Raw genomic sequence first — 24,690 nt, 5'->3', positions numbered from 1 at the left:
GAGGTCCCCACCGACAGAGATGGATCGCCGCACCATGTCCAGCGACACCTTTCCCGTCACCCACGGGCAGCGGGGACTGTGGTTCATCCAGCAGATGGACCCGGACTCCCCGGCGTACAACGACGGTGAGGCGTTCCGGCTGACGGGCGCCCTCGACGTCGCCGCGCTCACCGCCGCCGTCGAGCGGCTGACCGCCCGACACGAGCCGCTGCGCACGCGGTTCACCGTGGTGGACGGCGAGCCGCGCCAGGTCGTGGACGACGTCTGGGGTGGCCGGGTCGAGGTCGTGGACGCGGGTCCGGCGCCCGACCGGGACGCGGCCGCGCACGAGTTCGCCGAACGCGTGATCGCCCGGCCGTTCGACCTGGCGGGCGGCGTGCTGTTCCGGGTGGAGGTGCTGCGGTTCGACGAGTCCGACCACCTGCTGGTGTTCGGGCTGCACCACGCGGTCGGCGACGGCTGGTCGCTGACGATCCTGCTGGACGAGGTCGCCGAGGCGTACCGGGCGGAGGTGGAGGGGCGGGAGCCCGTGCTGGAGCCGCTGCCGGTCCGGTACCGCGACTACGCCCGCTGGCAGCAGGAGGACGTGTACGCGGAGGAGATCCGGGACCAGGCGGCCTACTGGGTCCGGCACCTCGACGGCGTGCCGCACGCCGTGGACCCGTTGTGCGCCAGGCGGCCCGGCGTGGAGCCGGTCGGGCGGCTGCACGAGTTCACCGTGCCCACCGAGCTGACCGCGGCGCTGCGGAAGGCGTCGCGCGAGGCCGGCACCACGCTGTTCATGACGCTCCTCGCGGTGTACGAGGCGTTGCTGGCGCGGGTGAGCGGCGCGGACGACCTGATCGTGGGCGTGCCGGTGCTGGGCCGGCCGGTCCCGGAGGTCGAGCCGCTGATCGGCCTGTTCGTCAACACCCTGCCGCTGCGCGCGGACCTGCGCGACGACCCGACGTTCGCCGACCTGCTCCGGTCCGTGCGGGAGACGCTGCTGGCCGGTTTCGGGCACCAGGACGTGCCGCTCGAAGAGGTCGTCAAGGAGGTCAACCCGGCCCGCCGGGCGGGCGTCGCGCCGCTCGTGCAGGTGATCTTCCAGCTGTTCGACGGCGACTTCCGGTACGAGCTGGACCTGGCGGGAGTGCGCGCGACGCAGCTGCAGGTGCTCGGGCGGGCCGTGCCGTTCGCGCTGTCGCTGGACTTCTTCCGCGACGGTGACGGGCTGGCCGGTCGCCTGAACTACGACAGCGCCGTGTTCGACGACGGGTACGCGGCCCGCTTCGCCGAGGTGTTCACGTCGCTGGCCGCGCAGGTGCTGGCCGATCCGGACGCCCCGGTGTCCCGGCTCGACGTGCCGGCGGACCTGGTGCGCGCGTCCACCACCACCGACACGACGGAAGCCGCGGACACCGCAGTGACGCGGTTCGAAGCGCCCCGGCCCGGCGTCGAGCAGCTGGTGGCCGAGCTGATGGCCGACGTGCTCGGCGTGGACCGGATCGGGCGGCAGGACGACTTCTTCGCGCTCGGCGGCCACTCCCTGCCCGCGACCAGGCTGATCTCGCGGATCAGGGACGTGCTGGACGTGCGGGTGACCGTGCGGTCGCTGTTCGACCACCCGACGGTCGAGCGGTTCTCCGCGCTGCTGTCGGACCTGCGGGGCACGCCGCGCAAGCCGTTGGACGTGGTGGCGGGCGACGGTCCCGCGCCGATGTCGTTCGCCCAGCAGCGGTTGTGGTTCGTGCAGGAGCTGGACCCCGCGAGCACCGCCTACAACCTCGGCGAGGTGTCCCGGCTCTCCGGTCCGCTCGACCTCGACCGGCTGGCCGGGGCCGTGGCCGGGTTGGTGGCCCGCCACGAGTCGCTGCGCACCCGGTTCGCCGTGGTCGACGGCGCGCCCGTGCAGCTCGTGGACGACGTGTGGCAGGGCCGCGTGGCGGTGGTCGACGCACCGCCCACCGCCGACCTCGACGCCGCCGCGCGGGCGTTCGCGCTCGACGTGCTCGCCCGGCCGTTCGACCTGGCGCGCGGGCCGCTGTTCCGTGTCGACGTCCTGCGGTTCGACGACGAGAACCTGGTGCTGGCGCTGGGCATGCACCACATCGTCAGCGACGGCTGGTCGATCGGCCTGGTGCTGGACGAGCTGGCAGGGCTGTACGCGGGGCACGAGCTGCCGCCGCTGCCGGTGCGGTACCGCGACTACTCGGTCTGGCAGCACGCCGAGCTGGGCGCGGGCATCGCCGACCAGCTCGCCCACTGGCGTGACGCGATCGCGGGCGCGCCCACCGTGATCGACGCCCTGCGTCCCCGGCGGGCGGTGGACGAGCGCGGCGGCATCGAGGGTTTCGTCGAGTTCGAGCTGCCCGCCGACGTCGTGGCCGGGCTGCGGGCGCTGTCCCGCGAGACCGGCGGCACGCTGTACATGACGTTGCTGGCGGTGTTCGAGGTGATGCTGTCCCGGGTGACCGGTCAGCGCGACCTGCTCGTCGGCATGCCGGTGGCCGGTCGGACCGCCGCGCAGGTCGAGGGGGTCGTCGGCTTCTTCGTCAACATGCTGGCGCTGCGGGCGGACCTCCGTGAAGACCCGGTGTTCACCGACCTCCTCGGCGCCGTGCGCAAGGTGGTGCTCGACGGGTTCGCGCACCAGGACCTGCCGTTCGAGCGGCTGGTCGAGGCGGTCGCCCCCGAGCGCGAGGCCGGCGTGCAACCGCTGGTGCAGGTGGCCTTCCAGGTGTTCGAGGACGAGACCGGCCTCGGCTTCCGGCTCGGCGACACGACCGCGACGCCGGTGCTCGACACCCCCGGCGTGCTCAACGCCGACCTGCCGCTCGCCATGGACCTGTACCGCGACGGCGACCGCCTGCGCGGCCTGATGACGTTCAGCGAGTCGGTGTTCACCTCCGCCGAGGCCGACCGGATCGTCGCCACGTTCCTGCGCCTCGTCGCGGAGGTGCTGCGCGACCCGGCGCGCCGCGTCTCGCAGCTTCCCGCGTCCGGGCACGACTCGGCGGGCGGCCTGCTGTTCGGCAGGGCCACCGCGGCGCGTGACGCGTCGCTGGTGGACGAGTTCCGGCGGCGGTGCGCGCGGACGCCCGACGTGGTGGCGGTGGCCGACGCCGACGGCGCGTGGACGTTCGCCGAGCTGGCCCGTGCCGCCGACGCCGTCACGGCGGCCGTCGCCGACGCGGGCCCGCTGGTCGCCGTGGCGGGCAGGCGGACCCGGCTGGTGGTGGCGGCCGAGCTGGGGGTGCTCGGCGCCGGAGCCGCCGTCGTCCCGCTGGAGCTGTCCGACCCGATCCGCCGGGTCCGGTCGGTGGTCGAGACCGCCGGGGTGTCCGTCGTGCTGTGCGACGACGCGTCGGCGGCGTCGCTGGAGCCGTTGGGGCTGCGGCGGATCGCGCTGGACGAGGCCGTCGCCGGCCCGGTCGGCGCGCCCGGACCGGCGGTGCGGGCGGGCGACCTGGCGTTCGTGCTGTTCACGTCCGGCTCGACCGGCGTGCCGAAGGGCGTGCTGCTCGAACACGGGTCGCTGGTGAACCTGCTCGACGCGCACCGCCGCACGCACTTCGGCGAGGCCGGGTCCCGGCGCGTGGCGCTGACCGCGTCGTTCGCGTTCGACGCCGCCGTGGACCAGCTGTTGTGGCTGGTCGGGGGGCATGAGCTGCACGTGGTGGACGAGGTCACGCGCCGCGACTCCGAAGGTCTGCTGCGGTTCGTGCGGGAACGCCGGATCGACGTGCTGGACGTCCCGCAGTCGCAGATGGCGCAGCTGGTCGACCTCGGCCTGCTCGACCGCGACGGGCACCGGCCGACGACGTTGATCATGGGCGGTGAGGCGATCCGGCCCGCGCTGTGGCAGCGGCTCGCGGCCGAGGACGGCGTGGACGCCTGGAACTTCTACGGCCCCACCGAGTGCACCGTGGACGCGTTGACCTGGCGGCTGCGCGACAGCGACACCCCGCTCATCGGCACGCCGATCGACAACACGGCGGTCTACCTGCTCGACCGCAGCGGCGACCCGGTGCCGGAGGGCGCGGTCGGGGAGATCTTCCTCGCCGGACGCCACCTGGCGCGCGGGTACCTCGGCCGCCCCGGCCTGACCGCCGACAAGTTCGTGCCCGACCCGTTCGCGGCCGAGCCCGGCGCGCGGATGTACCGCACGGGCGACCTCGGCCGGGTCGGGCCGGGCGGCGCCGTCGAGTTCCTGGGCCGCTCCGACCACCAGGTGAAGGTGCGCGGGTACCGGGTGGAGCTGGGCGAGGTGGAGTCCGTCATCGCCGCCCACCCGGACGTGGTCGACGTCGTGGTGAGCTTCCGCGACGTCCGGGGAGAGGGCGCCGAACTGCTCGCCCACGTCGTGCCCTCGGCGGGGACGCGGCCCGGCGCGGAGGACCTGCGGATGCTCGTGCTGTCGCGGCTGCCGGAGTACATGCTGCCCAGGGCGTTCATCCTGGTCGACGAGCTGCCGAGGCTGGCGAGCGGCAAGGTCGACCTGGCGGCGCTGCCCACCGCGGCGCGGGACGACCTCGACGTGCACGCCGCTCCCCGGTCGGGTGCGGAGCAGGTCGTCGCGGCGGTCGTGGCGGGCGTGCTCGACCTGCCGCGCGTCGGCCGGACCGACGACTTCTTCAAGCTCGGCGGGCACTCCCTGAGCGCGGGCAAGGTCGTCGCGCGGACCCGTGAGCTGTTCGGCGCGGCGGTGTCCGTGCGGGCGCTGTTCGACAACCCCACGATCGAGCGGTTCGCCGCCGTCGTCAGCGCCTCGGCGAAGACCGCGCCGACGCCGATCGCCAAGGTCGACGCGCCCGGCCCGCGCCCGCTGTCGTCGGCGCAGCTGCGCCTGTGGCTGCTGGCCGAGCTCGAACCCGACTCGACCGCGTACAACATGGGCGAGATGTACCGGCTGCGCGGCCCGCTCGACGTGGCCGCGCTGACCACGGCGGTGGAGAACCTGGTCGACCGGCACGAGTCGCTGCGCACGCGGTTCCCCGTGGTCGACGGCGAACCCGCGCAGGTGGTGGAGCCGCGCCGGCCCGGAGCCGTCGAGGTCACGGTCTGCGCGCCGACCGCCGACGACGCGATCAAGGCGTTCACGGCCCGCGTCATGGGTCGGACCTACGACCTGGAGCGAGGTCCGCTGTTCCACGCCGAGGTGCTGCGCCTCGGCCACGAGGAGCACGTGCTCGCGCTGAGCATGCACCACATCGTGTGCGACGGCTGGTCCGTCACCCTGATGCTGGACGAGATCGCCGCGACCTACCGGGCGCTGACGACCGGCGAGCCGGTGCCGTCCGAGCCGTTGCCGGTGCAGTACGGCGACTTCGCCGTGTGGCAGCGGGAGGCGTTGCGCGGACCGGCTCTGCGACGGCAGCTGACGTACTGGCTCGACCACATCGCGGGCGCGCCGGTGGTGCTCGACCGGCTCGCGCCGGGGGAGCGGACCGCGTCACGGCGCAGCACCACGGTGGAGGTCGTGCTGTCGCCGGAGCTGACGGCGGGCCTGCGCGAGCTGGCGCGCGAGGTCGGCGGCACGCTGTTCATGGCGGTGCTGGCGGCGTTCCAGGTGCTGGTGTCGCGGCTGAGCGGGCAGCGCGACCTGCTCGTCGGCGTGCCGGTCGCGGGCCGCACCGCGCCCGAGGTGGAGAACCTGGTCGGGTTCTTCGTGAACCTGCTCGCCGTGCGCGGCGACCTGCGCGACGACCCCGCGTTCATCGACGTGGTCGCCGGCGCGCGGGACGCCCTGCTGGGCGGGTTCGCGCACCAGGACCTCCCGTTCGAGCGGTTGGTGGAGGCGGCGAACCCGGACCGCGTGCCGGGCGTGCCGCCGCTCGTGCAGGTGGCGTGCCAGCTGTTCGAGGAGCCCGCCGACGGCACGTTCGACCTGCCGGGCCTTGACGTGACGGCGCTGGACACCGACACCGACGCGCCCCGGTTCGACCTCAACCTCGACCTGTTCCGCGACGGCGAAGGGCTGCGGGGCTCGTTCTACTGCGCCGAGTCGGTGTTCTCCGCCGAGGACGCCCAACGGCTCGCGGAGCTCTTCACCACCCTCGTGGCCGCCGCGGTGGACGACGCCGAGGCCCCGGTCTCGGAGCTGCCGCTGGTCGTGGACGCCGACGTGGAGTCGTTGGCGGCGCTCGGCGAGGGCCGGCAGGCGGCCGAGCCCGCCGACACGCTGGTCGACGCCTTCCGCCGCCGTGCCGAGACGATGCCGGACGTGACGGCGGTAGTCGACGCGCACCGGTCGTGGACGTACGCCGAACTGGCCGACGCCGCCGGGTCCGTCGCCGCCGCCGTGGGCGGGCGCCGGCACGTGGCGGTCGCCGCCGCGCCGTCGGGCCTGGCCGTCGCGGGGCTGCTCGGTGCGCTGGGCGCGGGAGCGGTGGTCGTGCCGCTCGACCCCGAGGACCCGCCGGCCAGGCAACGGCTCCTGCTCGACGCCCTGGGCGCCGACGTGGACGTGGTCCTCTGCGATGACGCCGCGACGACCGTGCCGCACGTCCGGGGCTTACCGCTCGACCAGGCCGCCGCCGCGTCGGGCGACCTGTCGTCCCCGGCGCCGGGGGACGCCGCCGCGGTCGTCTTCACTCCCGGCACGGCGCACGGACCCGCCGGCCTGGTCCTGTCGCACGGCGCGCTGTCGGACCTGCTGCGGTCGCCGCACCTCCAGGCCGCGACGGGCCGGCGGCGCGTGGCCCTCACCGCGACCGGCGAAGGGCTGTGGGAACAGCTGGCGTGGCTGGCCGCCGGGCACGAGCTGCGCGTCGTGTCGGACGTCCCGGCCGCGGTGGCGGGCCGTGCGGTCGACGTGGTCCGACTGACCGTGCCGCAGGCGCGGCGGTTGCTCGACGTCGGCGCGTTCGACGACGCCCGCGTCGTGGTGCTCCTGGAAGGCGGGACCGTGCCCGTCGACGTGTGGCGCGGCGTGGCTCGGGCCGCGGGCGTCCGCGAGGCGTGGATGCTCTACGGCACGCCCGAGGGCGGTGCCGACGCGCTGACCTGTCGGCTGTCCGACAGCGCCACTCCCGTGGCGGGCAGGCCGCGACCGGGCCGCGTGGTCCGCGTGCTGGACGCGGCGGGCCGGCCCGTTCCGCCCGGTGTGGTCGGCGAGGTCCACCTCGGCGGGCACCGGATCGTCGGCCACGTCGGCGCGTCGGACCGGTTCGTCCCCGACCCGTTCGCCCCGGACCTCGGGGACCGCCTGTGCCGCACCGGGGACCTCGGCCGGTTCACCGCCGACGGCGTGGTCGAGCTGGTCGGCCGCGCGGACCGGCGCACGCTGGTGGGAGGCCGCCTCGCGGACCCGGCGGAGGTCGAGGCCGCGCTGGCCGCGCACCCGCGCGTCCGGGCCGCCGTGGTCACCACGCGGGACGACCGTTTCGTCGCCACCGTCGTGCCAGGGGAAGACGACCACGCCGAGGCGCCGCGGTCGCGGCTCGACGGCGGCGTCACCGACGAGCCGTTGCCCGAGCCGCAGCTGCGGGACTGGGTGGAGGGGACCGTCGACCGGCTCCGCGCGCTGCGACCGACCCGGGTGCTGGAACTCGGCGCGGGAACCGGACTGGTCCTGCGCGCGCTGGTGGAGGACGGGCACGTCGAGCACTACCGGGCGACGGACGTCTCCACCGCCGCCACGGCGGAGCTCGCCGAGGTCGCCGCCGCGCTGAAGCCCTCCGGCGCCGTCGTCGAGGTCGTCCGGGCCGACGCGCTCGCCGCCCTCGCGGACGCCGGCACCGGCTACGACCTCGTGGTGGTCAACTCGGTGGCGCGGCACTTCCCGTCCACGCGGTACCTGGACGAGGTCGTCGCGGCGTCCGTCCGGGTGCTGGCGCCGGGCGGGCACCTGTTCCTCGGCGACCTGCGCAACGCCGAGCTGCTGGAAGCCGCAGCCCACCTCAAGCACCACCTCCGCGGTGGTCCCGACGTCACGCCCGAGGCGGTGTCCCGGCTGGCCGCGCGAGAGCTGCGGGTGGACGGGGAGCTGGCCGTGTCGCCCGCGCACCTGGCCGGGTTCGGTGCGCGGTGGCGGCGGTTCACGGCGGTGGAGATCGCGCCCCGGCGTGGCGAGTTCCCCAACGAGATGACGCTGTTCCGCTACGACGCCGTGCTGCACCTGGGGTGCGCGCTGCCCGACGGCGACATCGAGTGGGAACCGGGCGAGGGCGCGACGTCACGCGCCGTCGAACGGCGGCTGACCGGACCGCGCCGGGCGTTCGGGCTGCGGGGCGTGCGCAACGCCCGGTTGGCCGAGGCCGCCCACGTGCTGCGCGCGTGCGGCGTGCGGTCGGAGGACGACACGGCTCCGGGGCTCGACCCGCAGGCGTTGTGGCGGCTCGGCGGGCGGCACGACTGGCACGTGCGGGTGAGCTGGGCGTCGGCCGACCCCACCGGCGCGTACGACGTGTCGTTCCTGCCCGAGGCGGACCACTACGCGCTGGCCGACCCGCTGCCGCGGACCCACCGGCCCACCGCCGGCCGGACCGTGCTGTTCCCGCCGGCGGTCGAGGCGGGGCTGCGCGACGAGCTGCGGGCCGCCCTGGTCGACCGGCTGCCCGCCGCCCTGGTGCCGGCGGACGTGTCGCTCGCGGAGTCGATCGAGGAGACCGACGGTGGCAGGTGACGTGGTGATCCCGGCGTCGTCGGCGCAGAAGCGGTTCCGGCTGCTGCACGAGCTGGCCGACCACCCGGGCGCGCTCACGCTCCCGGTGGCGTTCGAGCTGCACGGCGACGTGGACGTGGACCGGCTCGACGCGGCCGTCGCCGCCGTGGTGGCCCGGCACGAGGCCCTGCGCACGACGTTCGACGAGGTCGACGGCCTGCTGCACCAACGGATCGCGGACCGGCGCGCGGGGCTGGAGTACCTCGACCTGTGCGACGAGCGGGGGATCGACCTCGACGCGGCGGTGCGGGTGCTCCTGGAGGACAACGACACCCGGCCGTTCGACCTGGTCACCGGACCGGTGTTCGGCGTGCGGCTGGTCCGGCTGGAGCCGCGGCGGTGGCTGTTCCTGCTCGCCGCGCACCACGTCGCCGTGGACGCATGGTCGCTGCACGTGGTGCTGCGGGAGATCGGCGAGCGGTACGCCGAGCCTGACGCGGCGCCGGCGGCCCGGCAGTACCGGGAGGCCGTGGCCGAGGAGGAGAGGTGGGGCGGCACGGCCGAGGCGGACGCCGAGGTCGCGCACTGGCGCGACGTGCTGGCCGGCGCGCCCGACCCCGTGCCGCTGCCGGGCGCGCCGCGCCGCCCGCCCCGCCGGACGTACGCGATCGACCAGGTCCCGATCCCGATCGACGGACGGGTCGCGGCGGCGTTGGACGAGGTCGCCGTGCGGTCCCGCGCCTCCCGCTTCGCCGTGCTGCTGGCCGCCCTGGCGCGGTTCTGGGCCCGCACGACCGGCAGCGCGGACCTCGTCGTCGGCACGCCCGCCGGCGGTCGGGCGAGCTTGGCCGACGAGACCGCGGTCGGTCCCATGATCAACACCGTGCTGCTGCGACCCCGCGTCGACGCCGCCGTGCCGTTCGACGAGGCCGTGCGGCGGGCGAGGGACGTGACGTTCGACGCGCTGGACCGCGGTCGGGTGCCGTTCGACCGGGTGGTGTCCGCGCTCGCGCCCCGGCGCGACCCGTCGCACTCGCCGTTGTGCCAGGTCATGCTGATCACCCAGCGGGGACTGGCCGGTTCGCTGGCGCTGCCGGGTGTCGAGGTTCGGTTCCTGCCGCGGCCCGCGCAGCGCACCTCCGACCTCGACCTGACCTTCATCGTCGACGCGGAGGCGGCGGGGGCGGACGCGGTTCTGGAGTACGCGACGGACCTGTGCTCGGCGGCGGAGGCCGCCGACATCGCCCGGGGGTTCGCGGACGTGCTCGCCGAGTCGCTGCTCACCGACACGCCCGCCGACGAGCCTGCGGGCTTCCCGCCCACGCGTGACGTCCGCGGCGGGCCGCGACACCGCCACGACGAGCCGATCGGACCGACCGCCGTGGCGGCGCTGCGGGACCTCGCCGGTGACGTGCCACCTCTTGCCGGTGACGTGCCACCTCTTGCCGGTGACGTGCCGTCCCTTGCCGGTGACGTGCCGTCCCTTGCCGGTGACGCGCCGTCCCCCGCCGGTGACGTGCCACTCCTCGCCGTGGTGCTAACGGCCGTGGGCGTGCTGGTGGCGCGTCACGACGGCGGGCCGAACCCCGTGGTGGGCGCGCTGGTGGACGGCGGACGACCGCGCGCGGTCCGACCACGCCTCGACGACGACCCGACGTTCCGCGACGCGGTCGGCCGCACCGTCGCGGCGCTGACCGACGCGCGTCACGGCGCCGGCTTCGGCGTCGCGGTCACCACCGAGGCCGGGTGCGCAGGGGACGACGCGGACGTCGTGATCGCGCTCGTGCTCGACGAGCGGCCGCGGTTCGAGTGGACCTACGACGCCGACCGGTTCGACCCGGCCGCGGTCGAAGGACCGGCCGCGCGGCTGACCGTGCTGCTCGACTCGCTGCTCGCCGCGCCGGACCGCCCGGTGTCCGGGGCCGACCTGCTCCCCGCCGCTGAGCGGGAGGTGGTGCTGCGTGCCGGGCGCGGACCGGTCGTGCCGATCCCCGCGGACGGTGTCGTGCCGCTGATCGCGGCCACCGCCGCCCGGACCCCGGACCGCCCGGCCGTCCGCTGCGGCACGGAGACCCTGACCTACGGGGAGCTGGACGCCGCCGCCGACGACCTGGCCGCACGGCTGGTCGCGGCCGGGGTCGAGGCGGGCGCGCTGGTCGGCCTGTGCCTGGACCGGTCGGTGTCGGCGGTGGTCGCGATCCTGGCGATCCTGCGGGCGGGCGCCGGGTACGCGCCGCTCGACCCCGACCTCCCCGCGGCCCGGATGGCCCGGCTCGTCGCCAACGCCGGCATCCGCTCCGCGGTGACGTCGGCCGACCTGCGGGACCGCGTCCCGACCCCGGTGGCGGTGCTGGTCGACGCCACCTCGCCGACCGCCTCGCCGACCGCGGCGCCGACCACCTCGCCGCCCGCCGCGCCGCCCGCCGCGCCGACCATCTCGCCGACCGCGGCGCCGCCCGCCGCGACTCCCGCGCCGGACGACCTGGCGTACGTGATCCACACCAGCGGTTCGACCGGTGAGCCGAAGGGCGTCGCGGTCGAGCACCGCAACCTGGCCAACCTCGTCGTCCCGCTGATCGCGCACATCGGCCTGACCGGTGACGACGTGGTGCTGGCGGCGGCGCGGTTCTCGTTCGACATGTCCATCTTCGAGCTGTTCGCACCGCTGGTCGCCGGCGCGTGCCTGGTCCTGGCCGAGACGGGCGTGGCAGGGGACCCGGACCGCCTGCGGGACCTGATCGGGACCTCCGGTGCGACGGTGATGCAGGCGACGCCGTCGTCCTGGCAGAACCTCCTCGACGCCGGGTGGCCCGGCAGCCCTTCGATGCGCGCGCTCTGCGGCGGCGAGCCGCTGACCGACGCGCTCGCCGCCCGGCTCGCGGCGCGGGTGGGGACGCTGTGGAACATCTACGGCCCGACCGAGACCACGGTCTGGTCGACGTGCGACCGCGTCGACCCCGCGGACCCCGTCGTCACGATCGGCGTGCCGCTGGCCAACACCAGCTGCTACGTGGTCGACGGGCGCTCGCAGCCGGCGCCGCCGGGCGTGACGGGGGAGCTGTGCGTCGCGGGCGGCGGTGTCGCGCGCGGCTACCTGGGACGACCCGAGCTGACGGCGCAACGCTTCGCGGAGGACGTGGTCGGCGGCGCCGGCCGGTTGTACCGGACGGGCGACCTCGCCCGGCTGCGCCCGGACGGGCGGTTCGAGCTGCTGGGCCGGCTGGACCGCCAGGTCAAGCTGCGCGGGTACCGCATCGAGCTGGGCGAGGTGGAGGCCGTGCTGGGCCGTCACCCCGGGGTGCGGCAGGTCGCCGTCGTCGTCGCGGGCGACGACCCCGCGCGCCGGCACCTGGCGGCGTACGTCGTCGGCGACGCCGACCACGGCGAGCTGCGCGCCACGGCGGCCGAGCACCTGCCGTCGTACATGGTCCCGTCCCGGTTCTTCACGCTTGACGCGATGCCGTTGTCGCCGAACGGGAAGCTCGACCACGCCGCGCTCAAGAGTCCACAGTGGACCGACGTGAAGCCGTCCGGCCCGTTGCCGCGCACCGAAACCGAACGGCGGGTGGCGGAGGTGTGGCGCGAGGTGCTGGGCGTGCCCGATGTGCGGCTCACCGACGACTTCCTGGACCAAGGCGGCCATTCGCTGTCCGCCACGATGCTGATGGCCCGGCTGAACAAGCTGTTTGCAGTACGGTTGCCGATGCGTGCGCCGTTCGAGGCGTCGACCCCCGCTGGCCTGGTAGCGCTGATCCGCCCCACGACCGAGGAGAGCAGAACCGAATGAAAGCCCCTCTTCCGGTGCGGATCGTGGTGGACAACCCCCGGATCAGGCCGGTCCTGCTGTGGTCGTTCCTCGCGCGGCTGCCGCTGGGCATGGTGTTCGAGGCGCTGCTGTTCGGCGTGCAGAAGGCGACCGGTTCGCTCCAGCTCGCGGGCGTGGTGACGGCGACCGCCGCCGTCAGCACCGCGGTCGGCGCGCCCGTGCAGGGCCGCATGCTCGACCGGTACGACAAGAAAGTCGTGGTCCGCTGGTTCGCCGTGGCGCAGGTGCTGACCCTGGCCGTGCTGAGCTTCGTGACCGCGACCGACCGGCTGCCCTCCGGGGTGCTGATCGCACTGGCCGTCGCGGTGGGGTTCACCATCCCCGCGCTGTCGGCCATGACCCGGCTCGTGCTGAAGAACGGCACGCCGGCCGGCGACCTCAACGCCGCGTTCAGCCTGGACGCGACCACGTTGGAGTTCATCTTCATCATCGGACCGGCGCTCGCCGCGTGGGGTGTCGTCGCGGCCGGTCCGTCGGTCGTGTTCGGGGCCAGCGCGGTCTGCGTGCTCCTCGGCACCGCCTTCTTCCTGTACACCACCGATCCCACCTGGTTCCGGACCGGCGCCACCGACGAGGCCGATGAGCACGGGGGCAGGAAGGGCCGCCGCAAGCGCGTCGTGCCCGGTCGCGCGGTCGCGTGGTTCGTGCCGTCGATCGTGCTGTGCGCCATCCCGCTCGGCGTGGTGGAGGCCGGTCTCATCCAGCTGACCGTCGAGCGCGGCGACTCGATCACGCCGGTCGGCATCGCGCTGTCGCTGCTCGGCGTCGGCAGCCTGGTGGGCGGCCTGGTCTTCGCCGCGGTGCGCTGGAACGCGAAGCTGAGCGTGCAGTTCGTGCTGCTGTCCGTGGCGCACTTCGGCATCCTCGCGGTGCTCATCACCCGGCCGAACTACGTGGTGACCGGGGTCGTCCTGGTGCTGGCCGGGTTGTTCGTGGTGCCGCTGCTGAGCCTGACCAGCCAGCTGCTCGACCGGCTCAGCCCGCCCGAGGCCTGGGCGGAGTCGCAGAGCTGGGGCGGAGCGGGCAACACCGCGGGGTCCGCCATCGGGCTCACGCTCGGCGGCGTGGTCGCCGGCGTGAGTGGATCGCTCACCGGGTTCGTGGTCGCGACGGTGATCGCCGTCGTCGGCATCGTGGTCGCGCTGCCCGCTTTCCGCGGCGGTCAGGACCTCAGTGGCACCGTCGTCGCGGAGAAGGTGGCGCAGCCGTGATCGGTGTGAACGAGGACGTCCTGGTGCGGTTGGCCGGCCCGGACGAGCCGGAGCTGGAGCTGGTCGTGTTCCCGGGTGCGGGCGCCGGCCCCAGCGCGGTCGTGGCGTGGCGCGACCTGGTGCCGCCGACCTGGCGGCTGAGCGCGGTCTGCCTGCCCGGTCGCGGCGCGCGCTTCGGTGAGCCCGTGTTCGAGGAACCCGGCCGCGTCGCCGACGAGGTGGCCGCCGCGCTGGCGGGCGTCGACCGGCCGGTGGTGTTCGCCGGGCACAGCATCGGGGCGCTGTGGGCGCTGGAGACCGCGACCAGGGTGCCGCCGGCACTCCTGGTCACGGCCGCCTGCCAGGCGCCGCCGCCGGGCGGCACCGTCCCCACCTTCGAGGCGTCCGAGGAGGACGACCGCGAGTTCATCCGCGACCTGCTGGTGGCGCTCGGCGTCACCGACGAGGACACGCTGGACGAGCTGGTGGACATCTCGGTGCCGGTGCTGCGGGCGGACATCGACCTGGCCGCGCGCTGGGCCGCGCCCGATATCCGCCTCGCCTGCCCGATCCTGTCGTTCTACGGCACGGAGGACCCCACACCCTCCGTGCCGTGGTCGGACTACACCGCCACCGCCGACGTGGTCACCGTTCCCGGAGACCACTACTTCTTCCAGAACTCCGGGCCGGCGGTCGTCGCGGAGCTGACGGCGCGCGTCGCCCGGTGACCGCCGCCTAGGAGACGGCCATCATCCGTTCGAGGTGCCGCGGGTTCCGCTGCACGGCCTGCGCGACGTAGTTCTTGCGCAGCAACTCGTGCAGGTCGGGCCCGAGCTGGTTGGCGACGGGGTGGTCGCGCCAGGTCAACGCGTGCCTGGTGCTCGGCGCCGACTTGAGCGGGATGCGCACGACCCCCGGCACGGGCGTCCGCGACGGCGGGGCGATGTCGATCGCCGTCGTCATCCGCAGCAGGTCGTCGATCAGTTCCGTCGAGTCGACGTGGTGCACGAACCGCAACGTCACCGACTGCTCGGCGAAGATCCGCACGACCAGGTCGTACAGGTCCTCGACGGGCGCGATGAGGTCGAAGTCCCGCAGGTCGGCGATGTCGAGGACGGCGCGCTTGGCCAGCGGGTGGTGCTCGCCGAGGTAGGCCCACACCGAGTCGTGCGCGATGTCCTGGCTGTGCAGGCCGGTCAGGTCCAGCTCCAGCCGGGTCGTCACCCCGTACCAGGTCTGCCAGACCAGGAAGTCGACCTCACCCCGACGCAGGTCGTCCAGCCCCAGCGTGGTGGACCGGTAGTGCCGGGGTTCCCACTGCAGCAACGGTTCCAGCGCCGTGATCCGGTCCCACACCGTCGCCGGGTTCGTCCGGCAGAACCCCACCCGCAGCGGTCTGCGGAGGTCGTCGCGCCGCCGGTCGCTCGGCTGGGCGACCTCCCGCTGCGTGGTCTCCCAGATCCGGTCGATGACCGTGATCGCCTCCAACACCGCCTTTCCCGATTCGGTCAGGGCCACGGTGGTCGTCGTGCGGTCGAGCAGCTTGTTGCGGAGCGAGCGCTCCAACCTCCGGATCCGCTGGGAAACCGCCGACACGGAGACGTGAAGGCGCTTTGACGCCTTGGTGAAAGACCTTTCTTCGGCGACCAGCCGAAATGTGCGCAGATCAACCCAATTCACGAATCCCCCAATTCTGTGAAGCCTTGCGCCTTAGACCATAGCACCGCCGAACGAGCGCACGCGGGCTTTCGGGGACCGCTCCCCGGGAACTCGCGGGGGCGTGCGCGGGCAAGCCGGGAAATGGCTGTGACGTGTGCCACGTCGTCCCGCGTTGGGGGTCCGGCGGGCGGAAAGCGGTGGTAGAACGTTTATTCGGTGTCACTGCGAAACCCGATCCGAGGTCAGGTCGGGCACGGTCGCGGGGCGGTGGGGCGACCCCGGCGCGCGGCACGGCCACCGTCCGGCGCGGAACCGCATTGCGTCGACGTCGGCACCGAAGCGCGGACGTTTATCGCCCGATATCACGGCCGACGAGCGCCGTTCAGAAATGACCGGCCGCGAACTCCTCCCGGTCACTTTCGGTGATGGTTCGTGGTCCGATGTGTCCCGCCGGCGGGAATGCGGGCGCGTCGATCGCGGGCGTCGCGCCCGTCGCCGCCATCGGGTGTCGATCGACGCCCTTCGGGCACGAATGGGGTTGGCGAAGAGGTGCAGTGGTGCTCGAAGAGAAACGCCGCACGTCCATTGACGTCGTGGTCGGCGTGATCGAGGCGGCCGGCGCCTGCGTCATCGTGGTGGGCGCGGCCGGGCCGCCAGGTCGTCCAGCACGAGTTCCGGGCGTGGCGTGGGCGGGAAGCACGTGGTGAGACCGGTGTCGGCGATCCACACCGCGGGCGCGTCCGCGGTGGTCCACGACGACGCCCTTGGGGCGGCCCGTCGAGCCCCACCACAACGCCAACGGCATGCCGAACGGTGACGCCGCCAGATCGCTCAACCCCGACCACCTGGTCGGGCGGAGTCGGGGATGTGCGATGGCGGATCGAGTTCCCCGCCGGTCATGCCGCCCGCCCTCCGCCCGCGCCCGCCCTCCGCCCGCGCCCGCCCTCCGCCCGCGCGCGGCCTACCCGGGTGGCGCGCTGTCCACTGTGGACACTCCCTGGCTCTCCGGGGAACAAGCCGTTGATCGCCGACGGCGGGGCCCGAGATCGCCTAAGCCGCACGCCTCGGACGCACCCTCGGAGACGAGATGCAGGAGGTCTGCTCCCACATCGCCGCCGAAGTCGAACACCGACTCCTCACGGGATTGCAGAACCGCTCTTCCGGATACGATGCAGGGCGTCGCTCCGTTCCCCGATTCCTGTGCGAAGGACATTGATGACTTCCGCGCGTGCGTACACCGCGACTTCAGCCAGGGACCCGCTCGTACCCGGTGTGGTCGAACGGCGTGCTGTGGGCCCGAAGGACGTGCTCATCGAGATTGCCTGGGCTGGGATCTGTCATTCCGACATCCACACCGTTCGGGGTGACTGGGGCCGGGTGTCGTACCCGCTCACCGTCGGGCACGAGATAGCCGGGACCGTTGTCGGGGTCGGGTCGGAGGTCACCGCGCACGTGGTCGGCGATCGGGTCGGGGTGGGCTGCATGGTGGACTCCTGCCGCGAGTGCCCGAACTGCCTGTCGGGCAACGAGCAGTACTGCCTGCGGGGGTTCACCGACACCTACAACGGTGTGGACCGGGACGGCCGTGTCACCCAGGGCGGCTACTCGTCCCACATCGTCGTCGACGAACACTTCGTGCTGCGCGTCCCGGACGCCATCCCGTTCGTGACGGCCGCCCCGCTGCTGTGTGCGGGCATCACGACGTACTCGCCGCTGCGGCACTGGAAAGCCGGGCCCGGCAAGAAGGTCGCCGTCGTCGGCTTGGGAGGGCTCGGCCACATGGCGGTCAAGCTGGCCCACGCGATGGGGGCCGAGGTGACCGTGCTGTCGCAGAGCCCGCGCAAGCGCGAGGACGGGCTGCGGTTCGGCGCCGACCACTACCACGCGACCAGCGACCCGGCGACCTTCAAGCGGTTGGCGAACACCTTCGACTTGATCGTCAACACGGTCAGCGCCCCGATCAACCTCGACGGCTACTTGAGGCTGCTCGCCCTCGACGGCACGATCGTGAACGTGGGCGCGCCACCAGAGCCGGTCCCGGTGACCCTGTTCACGCTCTTCGCGAACCGCCGCTCGTTCGCCGGATCGACGATCGGCGGTATCGCCGAGACCCAGGAGATGCTCGACTTCTGCGCCGAGCACGGCATCGCCCCCGAGGTCGAGGTCATTCGCGCCGATGAGATCAACGTTGCGTGGCAACGCGTCCTCGACTCCGACGTCCGGTACCGGTTCGTCATCGACATCACCACCCTCGCCGACTGACGGAGCCCGTTGCCGCGCGACGACGCTGTGTCGGATCGGGTGAGGGCTGCTTGATCGGTGGGTGCAGGGCGGGGAACTTGCCGTGGTGGTCGCGGGTGCGACCACCACGGCGGGTGGGGCGGTTAGGGCGCCCAGGGCGCGGCGACGTTCCAGCTGCTGTCGGCGGTCAGGGTCTGCGGTCGGTTGAAGCCCGAGTCGTTACCGGAGGCGATGTACACCTGTGAGGCGTAGTGGCGGAGGTAGGAGCCGGGGGTGTTGATGGATTCGAACGTCACGCCGGTGCCGCCGATGCCCGGTCGGGCGCAGAAGGTGGCGTCGGCGCGGAACCCGGCCGTGTCGTCGTTGGATGAGTTGCGTACCCGGCTGTCGGCGTGGCGGAGGTACTGGCCGGGGAAGTTGACCGACTCGAACGAGTAGCAGGAGGAGTCGGCCAGGCCGCGTCGGACGGTGTAGGTGGCGTCGGCCTTGAGGGTGGCGCCGCTGTTGGCGTTGACGATCTCGGTGTAGGCGAGGCTGTTGGAGTGCCGCAGGTAGCGGTCGGTGTGACCCCACGTGGTCACCCGCAGGGACTGGCGCACGTCCGTGGGGAGCAGCACCGAGCTGCGCCACAGCGCCGGGCTGCCGGTGTTCCAGGTGGCGTCGGCGGCGAAGCCGGTCGCGGTGTCCCAGGCGTTCGTGCCACCGCTGCGGGCCAGGTACACGTTGTCGGCGTAGTGCCGCAAGTACATGCCGGGGAAGTTCGCCGACTCGAACGACGTTCCGCCTGCCGCCAGACCCGGCTTGGCGCACCAGGTGGCGTCGGCGCGGAACGAGCTGCCGTTGTCACTGTCGATGCGCACCCGGCTCTTCGCGTGCCGCAAGAACTTGCCGGGCGAGTTGACCGACTCGAACGAGTAGCAGCGCGGATCGGACAGACCCGTCACGGTCTTGTAGGACGCGTCCTGGCGGGCTCCGTCGGAGCTGCCCGTGTTCAGCACGTCGGTACGGGCGTTGGAGTCGGAGTGCCGCAGGTAGCGGTCGGTGTAGCCGGATGTGGTCACGCCGAGCGAGCGGACGTGGCCGGGGGTCAGCTTTACGGGTGAGTTGAGGTTGCGTGAGGTGTTGATGAGGTCGGTGTGTGCGGCGCGTAGTTGGTTGGTGTCGACTTTCTGTACGCGGCGGTCGTAGGTGAGCAGGCCGTTGTACTCGCCTTCGAGGTCGGTGATCTCGGTGTAGACGTAGGCGGAGACGCCCTTGGTGGTCATCAGGTGTTTCACGTCGCGGACCATGCCGGTGTAGCGGTCGTTGAGCTGGGCGTTGCTGTGGACCTGTTCGTAGGCGAAGAACTTGCCGTTGGGGCTGTACTCGTGGTCGGGGGTGCGCAGGCCGACGCCGCCGAACTCGCCGAGCACGGAGAAGCGGGTGTCCGAGGGGCGTGGTGCGTCGGGTCCGGTGTAGATGTGCCAGTCGATCATGTCGCCGGTGCCGGGGTCGCCCTTGGAGGCGCAGCAGTTGTAGCCGCTGTGCGCGTTCATCAGCCGGGTCGGGTCGTAGTTCTCGAGGGCGGTGGTGAGGGTCTTGGTGTCGGCGAGGTTCCATTCGCCCCAGCCCTCGTTGAACGGCACGTAGGCCACCACGGAGGGGGAGAAGCGGTGCTCGTCGACGATCTCGCGGGCCTCGGTCTCGAACTGGGCGATCTGCGCCTGGGTGCGGTTGTCGTCGAACGCGGGTGTGGACGGGACGTCCTGCCACACCAGCAGGCCGAGCCGGTCGGCGTGGTAGTACCAGCGGGCGGGTTCGACCTTGATGTGCTTGCGGACCATGTTGAAGCCCAGGTCCTTGTGCTTCTGCAGGTCGAAGGCCAGGGCCGCGTCGGTGGGCGCGGTGTAGAGGCCGTCGGGCCAGAAGCCCTGGTCCAGGGTGCCGACGTGGAACACGAACTCGCCGTTGAGGGTGGGTCGCAGGACGCCGTCGATCACTTTCTTGCCGACCTCGCGCATGCCGAAGTAGTTCACGACCTGGTCGACGGTGTTGCCGGAGGCGTTGCGCAGCGAGACGCGCAGGTTGTAGAGGTGGGGGTCGTCGGGTGACCAGCGGCGGGCGTTGGGTACCGGGACGGAGAACTCGGTGAACCCGCCGGTGGCGCCGCCCACGACGGTCGTGCCGGTCATCGCCTCGGCCAGCACGGTGTGGTCCTTGACGTCCCCGCGGGTGAAGACCCGGACCCGGGCGGTGTTGTCGGCCAGGTTGGGGCGGATGTCGACCGAGTACACCGACGACGTCGGGGTCGGTTCCAGCCACACCGTCTGCCAGATCCCCGACGACGGGGTGTAGAAGATGCCGCTGGGGTTGTTCACCTGCTTGCCGACCGGCTGCTTCTCGCCGCGGCCGTCGGTCGGGTCGTAGACGCGCACGACGATCTCGTTCGTGCCGCCGTTGAGCTGCGCGGTGACGTCGACCTCGAACCGGTCGTAGCCGCCCCGGTGCGTGGTGACCTGCGTGCCGTTCACCCACACCGTGGCCTCGTAGTCCACCGCGCCGAAGTGCAACTGCACACGCCGGCCGGACCAGGACTGCGGCACGGTGAACGTGCGCCGGTAGAACATCAGGTCGCGGTTGTCGTTGCGCATGATGCCCGACAGCGCCGACTCGATCGGGTAGGGCACCAGCACGCGTTCGGGCAGCGTCTGCCCGAGCGGCGGCGAGGCGTTGCGGTCGACGTTGCCCGCGTCGTCGGTCGCGGGGTTGAGGAACTCCCACTCGCCGTTGAGCGACTGCCAGTCCGAGCGGGTCATCTGCGGACGCGGGTACTCGGGCAGGGGGTTGGTCGTGGACACCTGGTCGGTCCACGGCGTGGACAGCGGCGGTGTCTTGGACACGATGGCGGCGGACGCGATCGGTGTGGCGACGGGCACGGCGACGAGGCCGGCGGCCAGTGCCAGCACGGCCGCCGTCGAGGCGACGAGGCTGCGCATGGAACTCCTTCAGGTGGAGGTAACGGGTTGCGACACGGGTGGATGGCGTTCACGCACACGTCCGAAGCGGACGTGGTGACTGCGATCTCGACCTCGACTCCGGGCAGCCGATGCCTTGGCGGAGCACCCCACTCCGGGGTGGCCGGGTCTCCCCGGTCGTCGCCGCCGGCTGCTGTGCGCGGCCGACTGCGACATGGGTTGCTCCTGACCCCAGTGACTCAGGTCACGAGCCATTTCTTACATCGTTGGTACAACGTTGTAAAGACCTGGATCACACTGAGGGGCGTCGCCGCGCTCGCCGGCTTGTCGGCCGGGGCGGCTCGGTGGCTGCCGTTAACGGTATTCAACAAGAAACAACAGAAGCAAACAGAGTGACTAGGCTTTCTGCGTGATCTTGTTGGTTACAACGATGTAACAACGCACTCAAGTTACGAAGGAATGACGTCAACAGCCTTGACGCCCTCGTCTTCCGAGGTTCAAGGTTGCGACCCAGTGACATCGGTCACGCAGCTCGCCGCCCGCCACGTGCCGGGTTCACACGGAGGAAGATCCAGTGCTGAAGAAGATCACGACCGCCGCTGTCGCGGTCATGTTGGCCGCGTTGACCGCGTGTGGTTCCGGTGGGTCCGGGGACGCGGGGTCGACCGGCGCCAAGGATGACGGCAAGATCACGATGGGCTTCGCTCAGGTGGGCGCCGAGAGCGGCTGGCGCACCGCGAACACCAAGTCGGTCCAGGAGTCGGCCGGGAAGGCCGGGGTCGACCTGAAGTTCTCCGACGCGCAGCAGAAGCAGGAGAACCAGATCAAGGCGATCCGGTCCTACATCCAGCAGAAGGTGGACGTCATCGCCTTCAGCCCGGTGGTGGAGACCGGTTGGGACGCCGTGCTGCTGGAAGCCAAGCGCGCGAACATCCCGGTGATCTTGACCGACCGCGCGGTGGACGTGGACGACACGTCGCTGTACAAGACGTTCCTCGGCTCGGACTTCGTGCTGGAAGGCAAGAAGGCCGGTGAATGGCTGAAGGAGAACGCGGCGGGCGCGAAGAACGTCGTCGAGCTTCAGGGCACGACGGGCGCGGCGCCTGCGATCGACCGCAAGAAGGGCTTCGAGGACGCCATCGCGGGCACGGACCTGAAGATCGTGGCGACGCAGACCGGTGACTTCACTCGGTCGGGTGGCAAGCAGGTCATGGAGGCGTTCCTGAAGTCGGTGCCGCAGATCGATGTGGTCTACGCGCACAACGACGACATGGGTCTGGGCGCGATCGAGGCGATCAAGGCCGCGGGCAAGGTGCCCGGCAAGGACATCAAGATCATCACCGTGGACGCGGTGAAGGACGGCATGACCGCGCTGGCCGCCGGTGAGATCAACTTCATCGTCGAGTGCAACCCGCTGCTGGGTGACCAGCTGATGGAGCTGGCGAAGAAGGTCGTGGCGGGTGAGGAAGTGCCGCCGCGCGTGGTGACCGAGGAGACCTCGTTCACCTCGGAGCAGGCCAAGGCCGCGCTCCCCGACCGCAAGTACTGATACCGAGCCGCGGCCCCCGCCACTCTCCGGGAGTGGTGGCGGGGGCCGCACCCATCGTTACGTGAGGATCTTGTCGTGAGGTTCGTGTGAGGGGAGTTGTCCGGTGACCGAGCCGGTCGTCGACATGCGGGGTATCTCGGTGGAGTTCCCCGGAGTGAAAGCCTTGCAAGAGGTGGATTTCCGGCTGTTCCCCGGCGAGGTCCACGCGTTGATGGGCGAGAATGGAGCGGGCAAGTCCACGCTCATCAAGGCGCTGACCGGGGTGCACCCGCTCGCTGCGGGCGAGATCCGCTACGCGGGCGAGTCCGTGTCGTTCGGTGGGCCGGCGCAGGCGCAGGCCGCCGGGATCAGCACGGTGTACCAAGAGGTCAACCTGTGCGCGAACCTGACCGTGGCGGAGAACATCCTGCTCGGGCGTGAGCCGCGCAAGTTCGGCCGTATCGACGGCAAGGCGATGCGCGCGCGTTCCGCCGAGCTGTTGGAGCGCATCGGCCTGCACATCGATCCGGGCTCCGTGCTGGAGAGCCACCCGATCGCGGTGCAGCAGCTGGTCGCGATCGCGCGGGCGGTCGCGGTGGACGCGCGGGTGCTGGTGTTGGACGAGCCGACGTCGAGTCTGGACGTGGACGAGGTCGCGGAGCTGTTCCGGATCATCCGGGTGCTGCGGGACGAGGGTGTCGCGGTGCTGTTCGTCTCGCACTTCCTGGAGCAGGTGTACGAGATCTCGGACCGGATGACGGTGTTGCGCAACGGCCGGTTGGTCGGCGAGTACGCCACGGCGAAGCTGAGCCGGATCGAGCTCGTGTCGGCGATGCTGGGCCGTGAGATGGGCGTGTTGGAGGAGATCGAGCGCCGTTCGGGCACGCCGGGTCAGGCTTTCCTGGTGGCCGAGGGGTTGGGGCGCAAGGGTTCGGTCGCGCCGTTCGACCTGGAGATCCGGTCCGGCGAGGTGGTCGGGATGGCCGGGTTGCTGGGTTCGGGTCGCACGGAGGTGGCGCGGCTGCTGTTCGGCGCGGACAAGGCCGATTCCGGTCGGGTGCTGGTGGATGGCAAGGCGGTGCGGTTGACCGGGCCGAGGGCGGCGATCGGGGTCGGTCTCGCGTTCTCGTCGGAGGACCGCAAGGGCGAGGGCATCGTGGCCGACCTGAGTGTGCGGGACAACCTGATCCTGGCGTTGCAGGCGGCGCGCGGGTGGGCGCGGCCGGTGCCGCGGAAGCTTGCCGACGAGTTGGTGGCGAAGTACATCGAGTTGTTGGACATCCGGCCTGCCGATCCGGACCGGGCGGTCGGGAACCTGTCGGGCGGCAACCAGCAGAAGGTGCTGTTGGCGCGGTGGTTGGTGACCGAGCCGAAGCTGTTGATCCTGGACGAGCCGACGCGCGGTATCGACGTGGGCGCGAAGGCGCAGATCCAGAAGGTCGTCGCGGATCTGGCGGCGGAGGGCATGGCAGTGCTGTTCATCTCCGCCGAACTGGAGGAGGTGGTGCGCGTGTCCGACCGCGTGGTGGTGATGCGCGACCGGCAGAAGGTGGCCGAGTTGGACGGTGACGTGGGCGTGGACGACGTGATGGCGCTCATCGCGGGCGGCGTCGACCACGGCGTCGACCGCGGTGTGGAGAAGGCGGTGGTGTCGTGAAGAACCGACTGTTGTGGCCGGTGTTGGCGCTGGTCGCGTTGCTGGTGTTGAACGTGGTGGTGACGCCGTCGTTCTTCTCGTTGCGGTTGCAGGACGGGCACCTGTACGGGAGCTTGATCGACATCCTGCGCAACGGCGCTCCGACGTTGTTGATCGCGTTGGGCATGACGCTGGTGATCGCCACGCGCGGGATCGACCTGTCGGTCGGTGCGGTGGCGGCTATCGCGGGTGCCGTGACGTGCACGTACATCGCTTCTGGCGGTGATGCGTGGATCGGCATGGGTCTGGCGTTGCTGTTGTGCGCGGCGCTGGGGCTGTGGAACGGGTTCCTGGTGTCGGTGCTGGGCATCCAGCCGATCATCGCCACGCTGGTGCTGATGACGGCCGGCCGCGGTATCGCGATGCTGATCACCGAGGGCCAGATCGTCACCGTGAACGACGACTCCTACCGGCAGGTGGGCGCCGGGTTCCTGGTGCTGCCGATCGCGATCCTGATCAGCCTGGCGGTGCTGGGGCTGGTGGCGTTGGTGACGCGGAAGACGGCGTTGGGGCTGCTGATCGAGTCGGTCGGGGTCAATCCGTCGGCGTCGCGGCTGGCCGGTGTCAAGGCGCGCACGATCATCTGGACCGTGTACGTGTTCGCGGCTGTGTGCGCGGCGGTGGCGGGGCTGATGATCAGCTCGAACGTGAGCGCGGCGGACGCCAACAACGCCGGGTTGTGGATCGAGATGGACGCGATCCTGGCGGTTGTCATCGGTGGCACGTCGTTGGCGGGTGGCCGGTACTCGTTGACCGGGACGCTGCTCGGCGCGTTGATCATCCAGACGTTGACCACGACGGTCTACTCCATCGGCATCCCGCCCGAGATCACGTTGGTGTTCAAGGCGGTCGTGGTGATCGCGGTGTGCCTGATGCAGGCGCCGGTCCGGATTCGGGTTCGTGGTGTTCGTGGTGTTCGTGGGAAGCAAGGAGTGCCCGCGTGAAGCAGTCAGTGGTGGTCACGCCGCAGGCGCCGTCCGCGCCCGGTGGCAAGCCGTCCGGCCGCAAG

The 24,690-nt window shown here is 72.0% G+C and carries 11 protein-coding genes; 9 read left to right on the top strand and 2 right to left on the bottom strand.

From position 1 onward, the window contains the following. The first annotated feature begins 34 nt into the window (after nt 1–34). From F4560_RS23430 to F4560_RS23415, 4 genes are read left to right on the top strand one after another with little or no spacing between them, the layout of a single operon-like run. Nucleotides 35–8,608: a non-ribosomal peptide synthetase gene (locus F4560_RS23430; protein ID WP_184923208.1), complete on the top strand. Its 8,574-nt coding sequence runs from the start codon at nt 35–37 to the stop codon at nt 8,606–8,608. After that, nucleotides 8,598–12,374, top strand: coding sequence for a non-ribosomal peptide synthetase (locus tag F4560_RS46820; RefSeq protein ID WP_184923206.1), 3,777 nt, complete (start codon nt 8,598–8,600; stop codon nt 12,372–12,374). Before F4560_RS23430 ends, F4560_RS46820 begins: the two co-directional genes overlap by 11 nt. Further along, nucleotides 12,371–13,624, top strand: a complete 1,254-nt coding sequence (locus F4560_RS23420) for an MFS transporter (protein WP_184923204.1) — start codon at nt 12,371–12,373, stop codon at nt 13,622–13,624. Before F4560_RS46820 ends, F4560_RS23420 begins: the two co-directional genes overlap by 4 nt. Next, nucleotides 13,621–14,331 (top strand): thioesterase II family protein, encoded by a 711-nt coding sequence (locus tag F4560_RS23415; RefSeq protein ID WP_184923201.1) that lies wholly within the window; start codon nt 13,621–13,623, stop codon nt 14,329–14,331. The genes F4560_RS23420 and F4560_RS23415 overlap by 4 nt, the downstream gene beginning before the upstream one ends. 7 nt (nt 14,332–14,338) lie before the next feature. On the opposite strand, the gene F4560_RS23410 is transcribed toward F4560_RS23415, so the two are convergent. Next, the gene (locus F4560_RS23410) at nt 14,339–15,283 is read right to left on the bottom strand and encodes a LysR family transcriptional regulator (RefSeq protein WP_184923199.1); all 945 of its coding nucleotides are present in this window, start codon (nt 15,281–15,283) and stop codon (nt 14,339–14,341) included. A gap of 536 nt (nt 15,284–15,819) precedes the next feature. Here F4560_RS23410 and F4560_RS23405 point away from each other — a divergent pair. Together F4560_RS23405 and F4560_RS23400 are read left to right on the top strand one after the other, a co-directional pair. Beyond that, entirely contained in the window at nt 15,820–15,969 is a 150-nt protein-coding gene (locus F4560_RS23405) for a hypothetical protein (RefSeq protein WP_184923197.1), read from the top strand. A gap of 505 nt (nt 15,970–16,474) precedes the next feature. After that, the gene (locus F4560_RS23400; RefSeq protein ID WP_376775428.1) at nt 16,475–17,524 is read left to right on the top strand and encodes an NAD(P)-dependent alcohol dehydrogenase; all 1,050 of its coding nucleotides are present in this window, start codon (nt 16,475–16,477) and stop codon (nt 17,522–17,524) included. Nucleotides 17,525–17,646: 122 nt separating this feature from the next. Here F4560_RS23400 and F4560_RS23395 read toward each other — a convergent pair whose 3' ends face one another. Beyond that, nucleotides 17,647–20,478 carry an AbfB domain-containing protein gene (locus F4560_RS23395; protein WP_184923193.1) on the bottom strand — a complete coding sequence of 944 codons (2,832 nt, stop codon included), beginning with the start codon at nt 20,476–20,478 and terminating at the stop codon, nt 17,647–17,649. Nucleotides 20,479–21,031: 553 nt separating this feature from the next. On the opposite strand from F4560_RS23395, the gene F4560_RS23390 reads away from it, so the two are divergent. The 3 genes from F4560_RS23390 (at nt 21,032) to F4560_RS23380 (ending at nt 24,625) form a co-directional block, all read left to right on the top strand. Next, nucleotides 21,032–22,006, top strand: coding sequence for an ABC transporter substrate-binding protein (locus F4560_RS23390; RefSeq protein WP_184923191.1), 975 nt, complete (start codon nt 21,032–21,034; stop codon nt 22,004–22,006). Between the two features lie 124 nt (nt 22,007–22,130). Then, a complete protein-coding gene (locus F4560_RS23385) occupies nt 22,131–23,642 on the top strand; it encodes a sugar ABC transporter ATP-binding protein (protein ID WP_184929339.1) in 1,512 nt (503 codons plus the stop codon). After that, nucleotides 23,639–24,625: an ABC transporter permease gene (locus F4560_RS23380; RefSeq protein ID WP_184923189.1), complete on the top strand. Its 987-nt coding sequence runs from the start codon at nt 23,639–23,641 to the stop codon at nt 24,623–24,625. The genes F4560_RS23385 and F4560_RS23380 overlap by 4 nt, the downstream gene beginning before the upstream one ends. Nucleotides 24,626–24,690: the final 65 nt, after the last annotated feature.

The organism is Saccharothrix ecbatanensis, assembly GCF_014205015.1.
Classification (GTDB): Bacteria; Actinomycetota; Actinomycetes; order Mycobacteriales; family Pseudonocardiaceae; genus Actinosynnema; species Actinosynnema ecbatanense.
Note: the sequence above shows the minus strand (reverse complement) of the source record. Positions and strands in the feature narration are given on the sequence as shown.